The following is a 13393-nucleotide window of genomic DNA, read 5'->3' as shown; positions in this document are numbered from 1 at the left end:
GTTTTGCCTGGGGGAAAACTTCAGATCCCGAGCTGGACTTGATATAGCCCCGCGTGTGCTGGTGGACGGTTGAGTCAAAGCTATTTTGGCCCCAGTTTACCGCCTGGCCGCAGTTTGGCGGCACCAATCGGCATTGATCTAAAGAACAGCGACTCCCCTGGGGCTGATAAGGCGTCATGGTATTCGGGCAAGCTGAGCATGACTGGCGGGCGTCAGTTGTTACCCCAAACCGACCTAGGTGAGTATGACCATCCCTTCTCCACTGACTGTTCCTTTTGTCGATTTGACCTGGCAGCATGGGCCGTTGCAGGAGGCCATTCAGGGAGTGATCAATGCCGTCATCACCCAGGGAGACTTCGTGTTAGGCCAGGCTCTGGCCGACTTTGAGGCCAACTTTGCGGTGGCCTGCGGCACTCAGTTTGGGGTAGGGGTAGGCTGCGGCACCGATGCGATCGCCCTGGGTCTGATCGCCTGCGGCATTGCCCCCGGCGACGAGGTAATTTTGCCCGCAAATACCTTTGTGGCCACGCTGATGGGGGTGCTGCGGACAGGGGCCACGCCGGTCTTTGTGGACTGCGATCGCACCACAGCCCTGATGGATCTCGAGGCTGCCGCGCGGGCCATTACCCGCCGCACTCGCGCCATTTTGCCCGTACACCTCTACGGCCAAATGGTCTCGCCCCAGGGATTGTTAGATCTGGCCAACCGCCACCGGCTGATAATTTTTGAAGACGCCGCCCAGGCCCACATGGCCCAGCGCGAGGGCTACATCGCCGGTTCCATCGGCCTCGGAGCCGCCTTTAGCTTTTACCCCAGCAAGAACCTGGGCGCGTTAGGCGACGGGGGCATGTTTGTCACAGGCGATCGGTTGCTTGCAGAGACGGCGCGATCGCTGCGCAACTACGGGGCCACCAGCAAGTACTACCACACCAAACCCCAGGGCACTAACAGCCGGTTAGACACCCTGCAAGCCGCTGTGCTCAACGTCAAACTGCCCCACTTAGCGGGGTGGAACCGGGCGAGATCGGCGATCGCCCAACAGTACGATCGCCGCCTGGCTCCCCTGGCCGAACACGGCATCCTCCCCATGCATAACGACGCTGGCCCCGGCCATATCTACCACCTCTACGTCGTGCGCATTACCGACACCTGCCCCATCAGCCGCGCCGACCTCCAGGCCCGGTTCGCCGCCGCTGGTGTTCAAACCGGCATCCACTACCCCATCCCCTGCCACCTGCAACCCGCCTTTAGCGCCCTCGGCTACGGCCCCGGCGACTTCCCCCAAGCCGAAGCCCTCAGTCAGGAGATTCTCTCGCTGCCGATGTACCCCGGCATGACCCCAGAGCAAGTCGATTACGTCGTAGACGCTATGGTTGAATCAGTCACCGCCGCTAAATCTGTCGGTATTTTGCAAACCGTAAATGGGTGAATAAAAGTTTTAAGTTTTGAATTAAAGCTAGAGTCCAAAACTCAAAACTCCCCTACTCCCTCACCTCCCTCATCTTCCCCACCTCCCCATGCCCTCCCTCCGCCGCTACTTCACCCCGCCCTGGGCGATCGCCGCGCTCCTAGCGATCCTCTACGGGCCGCTGCTGATGCACTGGGTCGATGGCTGGCTGAACAAATCCATCAGCATTCAGCACGAGTACTTTAGCCACGGGCTACTAGGGCTGCCCTTTGCCGCCTACATTGCCTGGGGCAAGCGCCAGGCCTGGGGTGATTTGCCCAATCGGTGCCATCCCCTAGGGTTGGGGTTGGTGGGGCTAGCGGGCCTCATGTATCTCACCCGGCTGTCTGACTGGATGAATCTATCGCTGCCGGTGATGCTAATGGGGCTGTGTTTGAGCCTAAAATCCGTCGCGGGGCTGCGGCTGCAGGCGATTTCCCTCATTCTGGTTGCCCTAGCAACGCCAAACCAGCTGCCCTACCTGATTGAGCCGTATATTCTGCCCTTGCAGCGGTTGATTGCATCGGTGGCGGGGTTTTTGCTGGTGCAGCTTGGCGTTCCGGTAACGGTCGAGACTATCTACTTGTTTGTGAACGACCAAACGGTGGAGGTTGCCCCCCACTGCGCCGGGCTCAAGATGCTCTTTACTAGCCTCTACATCGCCCTTATGCTGGCCTACTGGACGGGGGCCTACAGGTCGCGGCTGCATACGGGCCTCTTCTTTGCAGGAACCGTGCTGATCAGCGTGGTGGGCAACATTCTCCGCAACACGTTTTTGAGCTACTTCCACGGCACCGGGCGCGATGGCGCGTTTGACTGGCTGCACGAGAGCTGGGGTGGCGACCTCTACTCGGCCCTGATGCTGCTGACTATCATTCTGCTGCTGCGGCTGATTCAAGATCGGGTGCCCGATCGCCTCAATCTGGCGGTACAGTCGCCGTCATCGTCCGTCTAGGCCGTTATTGTTTGTAGATGCGAGCCCCTATGACCTCTCAGTCCAATTCTCCTAGCCTTTTGCCGAGCCGCTGGGTCAACCTGGCGCTGGTGCTCGTGCTTGCTACCCTGGCGGCGATCGCCATTTTGCCCGCCTACCTGAACGGCCAGTGGCCCTGGGTCAACACCCCCCAGGTGGCCCAGATCGATCAGCTGCGCGCCCTGCAAACAGAAGGCTTGCAGTTGCCCGGCTGGCAGCAAACCACCGTTGAACCCGTCCCCATCAACCGCCAAACCTGGACCTTAGCGGAGTACCGGGCAGACTCCCCTGAGGCTCAATCGGCTCTAGTACAGCAGTTTGCGGTGCTGCTGCACCCTCAGCCCTGGCACAGCAACCAGCCTCAGCTAGAGTGGATCGATCTGGCCGGGGCGCAAAAGTGGCGCATTGAGTCGCGGCGAAGGCTTAAGGTTACCGCCCCCAGCGCCGGGCCGGTAACGGCAAGATTCTTTCGGGCCTGGGGCGATCGCCAGAGCTTTGCCGTTATGCAGTGGTACGCCCTGCCCAATGGCGGTCATCCATCGCCCAGCCACTGGTTCTGGGCCAACCAATGGTCGCAACTCATTCAGCGCAGACTCACCCCCTGGGTGGCGGTGAGTCTGCTGCTGCCCATAGAGCCCTTGGGCACGATGGATGCTTACCAACCCCTGGCTGAAAACCTAGCAGGGCTGATTCAGCAACAGCTTACCGCTGCTGCATTCAACACTTAGGCGGGTTCAATCAACAGGGTGTTGCCCTGGCGATCGATCGGGCGAATGGCATCGCCCGCTTGAAAGCTGTAGCTCGACAGAGCGGCGCGGGCCGTCCAGTAGACGCCGTTGACGCGCACCACCCACTCCAAACCTGGCTGCTCTACAGAGTGAATCACCCCGACGCCGGGGTAAAATTTGCCGTCTAGAACAGCCCTTACCGGTGTATTTAAGGTAGTCATGGCAGATGTGCCTCCTTTGCTTCCCTCGCTAGTAAGTGAAGGCAGGGAGCAATGTGTGACACATGTAGTACGTTATGTAATAAAAACGCTCACCCTTCGAGGATGAGCGTTTAAAGATCAGGGTAAATTTTGGCATCAGCTCACCCCTGGCGAGGGGCCAGTCTAATCCGCTCCCACTTCGGTCGGTGGTCGATATCTCTACTCCACGACTAGGCGGGAGAGGCTGGTGCCGGGATAGTAGTTGCCCAAAATTTGGGTGTAGTTGTAGCCCTTAGAGGCCAGTTCCATCGCGCCGGTTTGGCTCATGCCGTTGCCGCCGTGGGCCGCCTGCACGATCGCATCTGAGGCCGCGTAGAGCGATTCAACAATGCCGCCGTTGTAGCTAATAAACTCGCCCGTGGTGGCAGCCACCGCCGCCTGGGTTGTGTTGGTTTCTTTGGCAATGCCTTTGTAGGCCTGGTAGCGCTGGGTGTTGTCGAGGTCGTAGGCGCGCTGGGCATGGCGCACATGGTGCACCAGCGCGTAGGAGCGAGCGGCTACAGCCTGAGCCTTGAGCGCTTCGGCTGGCCAGCCGACATACATTTCGCTGCCGACGACACTGCTGAGGTAGTCGTGCATGAGCACAAAGTTGACGGCCATCAGGCCCGAGCCATCGGTGATCATCAGTACGCGGCCCTTATACCAGCTGTCGCCGATAAAGACATAACCGCCTTCGCCAGGCTCTAGCCAGGCGGTGTTGCTGAGGGTGCAGTTGCCGACGGCCATGCCCGAACCCTGGGGTTTGAGCATTAGGCTGCTCTGGGCGGGCAGGTTGCAGTGATTTTGGCCGTTGATGTCCATCATGTAGCCGTCTACGGAGGTGGATACCTCTAGGCTGGAGGCGTTTTTGGCGATCGCCACCCGCATCTCTAGGTTGGTATCAATGGTTTTGCCGGGGTCAAAGCTGGCCTCCGAGACGCTGGGGGCGGGCGGTGCCGAGGGCTGAGGCAGCGATCGCGTTGACCCAGAATTAGCCGCCGGGGCTGGGGCCGTCGCGGCTGAGCTAGGGGCGGCAGCGGCAGCAGGAGCCGTTTTAGGCGCCTGGGTTGTAGCGTTAGCCGACTCGGCAGGGGGAGCTGTGACCTGCACCAGCAATCGCCGCGCCCGGTAGAGATCGACAATCGACTGACGCACCATACCCGTGGTTTGCCACAGAGCGGGCTCTAGGTCGCCAGGCTCAGCGCTGCTGCGTCCTCCCCAGGGAGCCGACACCTGCACTAGCAGCAGGCTAGCAAACGCTAAACCACCAAAAACTTTGATGCGACGGCCCTTATCAACCATTGCCCAAGACGATTGCAGCGACTTGAGCGGCAGCGGCTTGAGCCGAACAGACTTGAGTCGCACCGGCTTTAACTTCGGTAGCGGAGCTTTCCAGAGATTTCTCATGGTGGTTTAACCCATTACCCACGCTTCACGTAGCAGAACCATGGCCAAAAGCCTCTTCCTATTTAAGGATAAACGTTAACAAATGCGTCAATCGGGACACATTCGTAACATATGCCTAAAGGAATAGATTTGCGAAATGAAGGCGACTTACAGGCTATGGGACGGCACATAAATTCTCTCAAAAAAGAATCTCCATTCGGCATTCACGGTTTCAATCTGTCGCTAGCCCACCACACAGAGACGCTTTTCAAGCCCCCAAGTTCCCGCAAGGCTCCAAAAGTACCCACAGTGGTTTTACAGGGTTGCACATTCGTAGTGGCTGTAGGGATGACCGCCGCTGCCCGTTTGGCTCAGCTGCTGACATCCGTTGGCGCTCAAATCTGAGCCAATGTGGATAAACCAGAGATCGAAGGGGCGAGGCATGGTTGCGAGAATCTCGGCCAGCTTTTCTTCGGGGGGCGCGGTTGGGTTGCTGGGCAACGTCCAAAGGAAAAACTGGGGCGGCACAGTCCATCCGCTGTCTGGGTCACTGGGGTTGAAATGGCGGTGAATTTCCCAGCCGATGCTCAGCAGCTCATGGCCAATTACCGTAGGCTTTTCTGCTTCGATCGGGGCGGGGAAGCCGATCAGTGCCGGATGGGTAGATTCTGTCTGAATGGTGCGCACAAGTTCGGCTGGGGCAAAGTATTTGGCAAAGGCCAGATTGCTGACCACAAATAGGGCGCTGACTAGACCGGCCACCCAAAACACTTGAACCGTGCGCCGCCCGGAAAATTTTTGCTGGGTGAAGGGAATGCGGAGCGATCGCGGCTGGGCAGTGGTCTCTGGCCAATAGGTGGCCAATAGCCCCCCAACCAGCACCATCACCCCGGGATGGAACACAAAGTTGTACCGATGCCCTCGGGTGATATCCATCCCTAAGCCGTAGGTGACGGCAAAAAAGAGGGCGATCGCCGCCAGCACAAACCCGCCCATTAAAAACAGGCCAAACCGGCCTTGGTCAGTCAGGCTGACCAGGGACCAGGCCTGAATGAGCCGCGCCACCAGCCCTAACAGCACGGGTAGCAGCACCAGCACCGACAGCACCACGGCGGCGACACCCAAAGCCCCCTGGGCGCGGGTAATGGGAGTGATCACCATAAAGATCAGTCCGGCGAGGGTCTGGGCAATCGGGTCGAGCCACCGCATCGGCTGGCTGAGGTCAATGGCCAAATTAGAGGACTGGCTGCTGCCGTAGAAATTGAGCAGCACCGGTAGCCACGCCAGGCAGCCGGCGAGCGTGCCCAGCATGACCCCGTAGAGCCGTCGCCAGGGGCGCTGCCAGAGGAGTTTGGGCTGGGTTCGCCCCTGGTGAATGGCTAGGGCCACAAGCACCAAAGCCTGGGCCAACAGCGCCAGCACCGTAAAGTAGTGGGTCGCAAAGGCCAAGGCATTGATGCCCACCCACAGCAGCGCCAAGGGCAGGGAAATCGGTCGGGGCGCGGCGGCTCCGGGGCGGGGGCGGCGCAGGCTCCAGCCCCCCACGGCAAAACAGGCTAGCCCCAGCGCCACCAGCAGGGTGGCCATGCTGTAGTGCCGGGCCTCTTGGGACATGGCCACCCCAAAGGGCGACACGGCCATAAAGGCGGCACCGATTTGCCCGGCCAGCACTGAGCGAAACCCTAGCCACACGGCCAGATAGACCGCTGGGGCACTCAAAGCCCCAAACAGAGCGGGCAGAGCGCGCGCGGCCCAGGGCAAGGCTACTCCCTGCGCCGTAGGGAAAAGGTTCATCCACAGGTGGGCGATCGCAAAGTAAGCAGGCGGGTGATTATCCTCCTGCATGAGGTAGTGAATGGTTGAGCCCACAGTGGCCTCGGGGCGGGGCTGGAGGGGCGTTAGCAGCTGGTCTAAGGAAATTACCTGATCGAGGGGAGCCGAGTAGCTACTGTTGCCCAGGGTGAAGATTACCGTGGCCGCCTCATCCATCCAGAGGGGCTTGCTCATCAAGCCTAAAAGACGAATTGCCAGGGCAAGCCCAAACCACAGCAGCATCCAGAACGCTGGGGGTGGCAGCTGCCATGTTTTGAATAACCGCATAACACTGTCAGAAAAGTCCCAAACCCGATGATACTCCCCAGCAACTGCGCCCGGTTATCTGGCCTAGCGTGGATCCTTGCGATCGCGCGGCCAAAGACAAATTAGGGCTTCAGCCTGAGTGAGGTTGAAGCCCTAAAAAGCTCGGTGAGGGGGTGGGGCGATCGCTGCTAGCGTTTTTGTGCCAAGCAGCGAAGCCTGGGACGATTGTTTAAACCGAGACGTCGGATACCGAGTTGAGACCCACAATATCTTCGTAGGCCGCTGCGATGATGCACACCGACAGCGGAATGGTCACGAGCAGGCCAACGCCCAGCAGAATTGCGCCGCCAAGATTTAACAAGAAAATCAGCAGCAGCAGCCCAAAGAACGAAAACCATTTCTTGGTGATCAGCTTGCGGCTGGTTTCCATGGCTTGCCAGAAATCGGCGTTTTTGTCAATCACCAGGGGCTGGGCAAACAGGTAGGCTACGGCCAGGTAAATGCCCGGCAGAACCAGCAGCACAAACCCGATGGCGGTCAAAATGGTCGAGACTAGCGAGACCAAAAAGATGGGCAAAAACTTGTTGAACCCCTGAAAAAAGTCGCCAAAGACCGCATCGCGATTGCGTGCGATCTGAAAGGCTACAAAGTAATAGCCTGCGGTGAGGGCAGGGGCGACTATATTAAAGGCCAAACTGAGAATGCCGCCACTGGCACCGTCCTCACCCCTTGTGCCAATGGGAGCAGGCAGAATAGAGATCACAACTTGGATCAGCACCAGCAGCAGTGTAAATAAGACAAATAGCGGTGCTTTGGCCTTAAAGATCTCCCACCCTCGGCTAAAGTAATCACCAATCTTGACTTCGTAGTCTCGACCGGTCAAATCAGAGCTAAAACTACTCATCGTTCTCCGATATCCCCAAAGTTTTAATGAGTAGGATATCGGTTTCACGTTAACTGAGGTTAAAGTTGCGGCAAAAATTAACCTGAGATCACCTATCTTAGGGTTGATTTTTGCCGGACTTTATTTCGAATGAACACCCTGACGAGCGACGCATTCTCTGGGAATGCATAGAGCGATCGCCCTCAATCGACCACCGGGCTGCCGTGGTGGTGAATCATATACCACTGCCCCGCCATGCGCTCAAACCCGTTGGTGGCCATCGACCTGGCCTCTAGACGACGACTGCCAAAGCGATCGGTACCGGCCTCGCTGCCGCTGATTTGCAGCACGTTCTCAATCAGCACTACAAAGGCCAGATCGCCGCTGATCTCCACGGTGAGAATGTCAGTGTCGATTTCGAGGTAGCTGGTGTTCTCAAAAATGCGCTGCCAGGCGTCGCGAATTTCGACCCAGCCCTTGAGGGCATCGCGCCCGGGGTGAATGCAGAGGCAGCCCATGCCCTTCGACCAGACCGCCTCCATGGCTTCTATATCTTTTTTCTCGAAGGAGCGGTAAAAAGCCTGGTTTGCGGCCAAGACCAGTTCGCGATCGCCAGCCATAGGGTCCTCACTGATAAGATACAGGGGCTTTCCCTGCCTCCTGTCTTGAGCATAACCAACGGCAGGGGGAGGCAACCACCTCCGGCAGTAAAGTTGCACAGCCCATGTTAAGACTCGAAAATCTCTGCAAGCGCTACGGTTCTAGGCCGGTTCTGCAAAATCTCAGCCTGAACCTACAGCCGGGGGAAATCTATGGGCTGCTCGGCCCCAACGGGGCGGGCAAAACCACCGCCATCAACATTATCTGCGGGCTGCTCAAGGCCGACAGCGGCACGGTCACCATCGGCGATCGCCCCGCCGGAGAAGCCACCAAAGCCTGGGTAGGGGTGATGCCCCAGAGCAACCTACTCTACGGCAGCCTGACGTGCAGCGACAACTTGTTTTTCTTTGGCCGTCTCTACGGTCTCTCTCGCCAGGAATGCAAGCGGCGGGTAGATGTCTGTCTAGAGTCGGTCAACCTACTGGATAAAAAGCACGTCCCCGCCGAGCGTCTCAGCGGGGGCATGCAGCGGCGGCTGAGCATGGCAGCCTCGATCTTGCACCGCCCCAAGCTGGTGATTCTCGACGAGCCCACCACCGGGCTAGATATTGAAGCCCGCCAAGAACTGTGGCAGCTAATTCGCCAGTTTAAGTCGATGGGGGTGACGGTGCTGCTCACCTCCCACCTGCTCGATGAGGTCGAGCGCCTGTGTCAGCGCATCGGCATTTTGCGCCAGGGGCAGCTGCTGGCGGAGGGCACGTTGGCGGAACTGCGATCGCGCATTCCCGCCCGAGAAATTGTCACGGTGGAGACCAAGGATCGGCAGGGGGCGATCGCCCGCGCCCTGCAGCTCGGCTACCCCCACCGCACCTACGGCGGCGATCTGGCTTTTTGGGTACCCGACCAGCTGGAGCTGAAGGATCTGATCGAGCGCTTCGACGGCGTTCCCCTCGACTCGATCGCCCGCAGCCCGGTCAAGCTAGAGCATGTCTATTTGGAAGTTACTCGGCAGCCTGAGGGAGTGGGGGTAAGGGAGTAGAGAGGTAGGTTAGTTCTAAGAGGATGTTTGGAAAGTCCTATTTCTTGTAGCAAAAGTGGAGATCCCCCTCAATCCCCCTTAAAAAGGGGGACTTTTACCCCCCTTTTTAAGGGGGGCAGGGGGGATCGGCAGGTGACTAAAACTACAGCAAATCACTTTTCAAACGCCCTCTAACCCTTTACCCCTAAGATCTACAGCTCACTTGTCACTCTCCGCCCCACCCGTCCGCTAGCGCCCACGCACAGCCCCGCCACCAAAAACGCCAGGGCCGCCACCAGGGTGATCACTGTCGGGGCCAGCCCGCTATTGCTAAACAGCCCACCCCCAACGCTGGCGGCCAGGGCACCGCCGCTAAAGTAGGTGCCCGTACCCAGTCCGGCGCGGGCGGGGGGCACCATACCCAGGGCAAAGGGGAGAGTACCGTTCGAAACCAGACTGAGGGCAGCCCCAAACAGCGCGGCTAGCATCACCCCTACCGCTGTACTTGAGATCACGCCTACTAAAATGGCTAGACAGGCCATGGCGCTCAGCCCCAGCACCATGGCCCGACGATTGCCCAAATGTCGAGCCAGCTGGCCCGCCGGAATCGCCGTCAGGGCCAGGGCAATAAACAAAGCCCCCAAAACCAGGGGCGTATTCGCTTCGGGCACTCGCTGGGCCAGGGTCGCGGGCAGCGCGGTCATCACCAGGCGAAAGCCCAGACCCACCCCGACTCCCGTGCCAAAGATCAGGCCCAGCTTGGCCCAGGGCAGCGGCATAGAGGTGGGATTGGCGGCGATCGCACCACCATCCACCGAGCTAGCAGCCGCACCCTTAGGATTCGCCCAGCGCAGGGCTAGAGTGGCCACCAGTAGCACCACCGACCCCAGGGTAAAGGCGACAAACGGCCCCAGACCCAAAATAAACTGACCCGCCAGCGGCCCCATCGCCCCCGACACCCCGCCCACCAGGGTCAAAATGCTGGCCGCCTGGGGCAGCTGAGTGCCCATGGCATAGCGCCCCAGCAGCGACAGCGCCGGGCTACGAAACACCGCCATGGCCAGCGCCCAGGCCACCAGCAGCAGGGGCAGCCCCCAGCGCAGTGCCCCCGGCCCCCACAGCAGCGCCGTCGGAATCACCACAAACAGGCCCGCCGCCAGCACCACCCCCAGGCTAATAATCGGCAGGCGGGTGCCAATCTGGTGCTGCATCTGGTCAGAGAAGGTGCCCATCAGCGGTTCGACCACCATGGCCAGCAGGTTTTCAACCACCAGCAAAACCACGGCTAGCCCTTGGGAAAACCCCAGCTGGGTGAGCAGCTGCACCAGGTAGAGGTTGTAAATCACCCACAGCAGGGTAATCGCCCCTTGCATAAACGCCAGCCCCCACACTGGCCCCCAGAGAATCGACTTGGCCGCAGGTTTTTCCATAGGTTGCTAATCGCTCGCGTCGCTTGAGTAAGACGACCTTAGCTCTTCGAGCACCATCGCCGCCAGCTTGGCCGAGGCCCCCGCTGCACCCCGCACCGATCGCAGCTCCTGCCGCATCGCCCTCAGGCTCTCGGGATTTTCCAGATAGCTCACCACCTGCGCTCCTACCGCTTGGGGTTTGAGCGGGCCAATTAGCTCGGGCACCACCTGGCGTTTGGCCCAAATGTTGGGCCAGGCAAACAGCCGCCCCTCCTTATATATCTGTCGCAAAATTAGCCGGTTAATCAGCCTGGCAAAGCCATCCCCCACCAGGGGCAGGTTGGCCAGCAGGCCGGGAATGCCGTCCCAGGCTTTCATCACCTCGAGCTTTTGGGTGGGCAGCAGCACCATCATCGGCACACCCAGGGATCCCAGCTCTGCGGTGTTGGCCCCCACGGTGGTAATGCAAAACTGGAGCTGGCTCATCACGTCGTAGGCGGGGTGCGTGGGCCACAGCATTACCTCTAGGCCGCTCGGGGTGCGCAGGCGAGGTAGAGCAGACTCAGCCTCAATTAGCTCCGCCGTGGTCGCCCCCTCAAACAGGCGAATGTCAGGGTTTTGGGCGGCATCGGCAAACTGGGCCAGCGCGTCTAACGACAGCATCGGCGCGATCGGAATCACAAACTGCGTCTGGGGTCGCAGCCGATGGATAGTCTCGGCGACCCCCAGGCAAAAGGGCAGGCCCACGCTGAGCTTATTTTTTTTGGATCCCGGCATAATGCCAATTAGGTCTTGGTCGGGGAGCAAGCCGAGGCGATCGCCCACAGCCACCTGAGCCTCCCTATCGGCCTGCACATCGGCCATCAGATCGCCAATCACCTCGCACTTGCCGCGAAACTCCTCCGGGGCCGCCGCCACAATGTTGGCCGTCATGCAGCCAAAGCGATCGATCCAGCGGTGCCAGCGGGCATCCCACTCGGCGTAGATGACGGTGCGGTAGCCCAGGCGCTTGCCAATCACCACGGGATAGATCTGGTCACCGCCCAGAAAGATCACCACGCCGTGGGGTCGCCAGTCCCAGCCCGCCGCCGTTTTGCAAGACAGCAAAAAGGAGAAGAAATGCTCTGGCCCCTGAACGCGATCGACCCCCGGTAGGCTGCTGGCCATCTCGGCCTCGCGCCCCGAGGCGTTGGTGCAGGGCGACAGCACCACAGAAATGCGGACTTGGCTGGAGTCGGGGAGGTGCGATCGCAGCGCCTGCACCACCGGGCGCACCCAGGTCGAAATTTCCCCCGGCCCGTTGGAGAGAATCAAAATATCGCCGGGGGCTACAGCCGTGGTGGTAATGGGGTCAACACTCATCAACTTGGGATACCTTTTGCGATGCTTCTGAAGATGCCTCTGGGTTAGGCTAAGACTACGGATCCTACTACTCCAGCAGCTCCTATGGTCGCCATTCAGCTCCGTCAACTCGATGTGCCGCCGGGCAAGAGCCTGCTGCTGCGCGATGTCAGCTGGGCTGAGTTTGAGGCCATTTTGGCGGAATTGGGCGATCGCCGCCGCACCCGCATTGCCTACGACAACGGATTGCTAGAGATTATGGCTCCACTCCCCGAGCACGAATATTTCAAAGAAACGCTTGGGGATGCCGTCAAAGACATAGCGGAAGAACTCGATCTAGAGTTCGAAAGCTACGGATCCACTACCTGGCAGCGGGAGATGCAGCAGGCCGGTCTAGAGCCAGATAACTGTTTTTATTTTCAAAACGAAGCCCTGGTGCGCGGCAGGCTCACCTTTGACCTCGACCAAGACCCACCGCCCGATTTAGCCCTTGAAATTGATCTCACTAGCAAATCCCTCAATCGGTTTCCTATTTATGCTCGGCTGGGGGTGCCAGAGATTTGGTGCTACGACGGTGGTGTACTGGCAATGTATCTGCTACAGGGCGATCGCTACAACCAGGCCGAACAGAGCCGGGTCTTCCCTACCCTTGACATTCGCTCACTCCCGCAGCTGATTGAGGCCCATCGCTCGCTGGGCAGGCTGGCTCTGCGCCGAGCGGTGCGCACCTGGGTAAAAGAATCTGCCTAGACATCGTTGCTCTTCGCAACACAACAATACGTAATTTAAACTACACCTCTGCTTTCTCAGATTGAGGTTCCCGCTTGTGGCACTTCTCATGAACGGGCGTGAATCTCCCAAATCCTCTCAGCGTGGGAATTCTTTGCGGGCTATAAAAAGTGGCCCCAGGGATTGCAGGGCTCCCGAATGTTGCTTTTCTGAGAATGCTGATAAGCGCTGTTACAATCCGGCGACTTCGTTCAGGATCGTTGTCGGTGCCTGATCCCGATGCTAAGGTCTGAGTCATGGTTCGGATTACCTTTCAGCAAGGAGAGCACAATCCATGCCCCCACTCCACAGTCCATGTCTCTTGGCGCGTTAGGCAAGCGCCCTTGTCGCTATCGGGTTCAGATTCAGCGCGTCGCAACGCGACCGTAGACGTTTCCATCACCGATCTGAACTGAGCACACCAATATTTCAGGTCATTGAGACCGTTAAGCTAATTCAGCTTTTTGACCCTATCTAGTTCCGCAGTGCAGCATCCGGCGCTTTCCTGAGAGATTGCCTCGG

At 59.2% G+C, this 13393-nt stretch carries 12 protein-coding genes; 5 read left to right on the top strand and 7 right to left on the bottom strand.

The genetic code is table 11. The features are described 5' to 3' along the window. Positions 1 to 244: 244 nt before the first annotated feature. The 3 genes from VB780_RS16250 (at position 245) to VB780_RS16240 (ending at position 3148) form a co-directional block, all read left to right on the top strand. Positions 245 to 1429 carry a DegT/DnrJ/EryC1/StrS family aminotransferase gene (locus tag VB780_RS16250; RefSeq protein WP_323352213.1) on the top strand — a complete coding sequence of 395 codons (1185 nt, stop codon included), beginning with the start codon at positions 245 to 247 and terminating at the stop codon, positions 1427 to 1429. 88 nt (positions 1430 to 1517) lie between these two features. After that, entirely contained in the window at positions 1518 to 2402 is an 885-nt protein-coding gene (crtB, locus tag VB780_RS16245; protein ID WP_323352212.1) for a cyanoexosortase B, read from the top strand. A 29-nt stretch (positions 2403 to 2431) separates the two neighbouring features. After that, positions 2432 to 3148, top strand: coding sequence for a cyanoexosortase B system-associated protein (locus tag VB780_RS16240; protein ID WP_323352211.1), 717 nt, complete (start codon positions 2432 to 2434; stop codon positions 3146 to 3148). Here the strand turns inward: VB780_RS16240 and VB780_RS16235 are convergent. The 5 genes from VB780_RS16235 to VB780_RS16215 form a co-directional block, all read right to left on the bottom strand. Continuing rightward, positions 3145 to 3369, bottom strand: coding sequence for an NfeD family protein (locus VB780_RS16235; RefSeq protein ID WP_323352210.1), 225 nt, complete (start codon positions 3367 to 3369; stop codon positions 3145 to 3147). The genes VB780_RS16240 and VB780_RS16235 overlap by 4 nt on opposite strands. A 198-nt stretch (positions 3370 to 3567) precedes the next feature. Beyond that, entirely contained in the window at positions 3568 to 4794 is a 1227-nt protein-coding gene (locus tag VB780_RS16230) for a SpoIID/LytB domain-containing protein (RefSeq protein ID WP_323352209.1), read from the bottom strand. Positions 4795 to 5088: 294 nt separating this feature from the next. Further along, complete coding sequence (locus tag VB780_RS16225) at positions 5089 to 6873, bottom strand: hypothetical protein (protein WP_323352208.1); 1785 nt, start codon at positions 6871 to 6873, stop codon at positions 5089 to 5091. Between the two features lie 208 nt (positions 6874 to 7081). After that, entirely contained in the window at positions 7082 to 7756 is a 675-nt protein-coding gene (locus VB780_RS16220; RefSeq protein ID WP_323352207.1) for a hypothetical protein, read from the bottom strand. Positions 7757 to 7938: 182 nt separating this feature from the next. After that, complete coding sequence (locus tag VB780_RS16215) at positions 7939 to 8355, bottom strand: nuclear transport factor 2 family protein (protein WP_323352206.1); 417 nt, start codon at positions 8353 to 8355, stop codon at positions 7939 to 7941. A 104-nt stretch (positions 8356 to 8459) separates the two neighbouring features. Between VB780_RS16215 and VB780_RS16210 the strand changes: the two genes are divergently transcribed. Beyond that, entirely contained in the window at positions 8460 to 9374 is a 915-nt protein-coding gene (locus VB780_RS16210; RefSeq protein WP_323352205.1) for an ABC transporter ATP-binding protein, read from the top strand. A gap of 191 nt (positions 9375 to 9565) precedes the next feature. Here the strand turns inward: VB780_RS16210 and VB780_RS16205 are convergent, their stop codons facing one another. Both VB780_RS16205 and VB780_RS16200 read right to left on the bottom strand, forming a co-directional pair. Then, a complete protein-coding gene (locus tag VB780_RS16205) occupies positions 9566 to 10783 on the bottom strand; it encodes an MFS transporter (protein WP_323352204.1) in 1218 nt (405 codons plus the stop codon). A 6-nt stretch (positions 10784 to 10789) separates the two neighbouring features. Beyond that, positions 10790 to 12124 (bottom strand): lipid-A-disaccharide synthase, encoded by a 1335-nt coding sequence (locus VB780_RS16200; RefSeq protein WP_323352203.1) that lies wholly within the window; start codon positions 12122 to 12124, stop codon positions 10790 to 10792. An 84-nt stretch (positions 12125 to 12208) separates the two neighbouring features. On the opposite strand from VB780_RS16200, the gene VB780_RS16195 reads away from it, so the two are divergent. After that, complete coding sequence (locus VB780_RS16195; protein ID WP_323352202.1) at positions 12209 to 12853, top strand: Uma2 family endonuclease; 645 nt, start codon at positions 12209 to 12211, stop codon at positions 12851 to 12853. Positions 12854 to 13393: the final 540 nt, after the last annotated feature.

Source organism: Leptolyngbya sp. CCNP1308 (assembly GCF_034932455.1).
Taxonomy (GTDB): Bacteria; Cyanobacteriota; Cyanobacteriia; order Phormidesmidales; family Phormidesmidaceae; genus Nodosilinea.
This window is presented reverse-complemented; position numbering and strand designations above follow the sequence as displayed.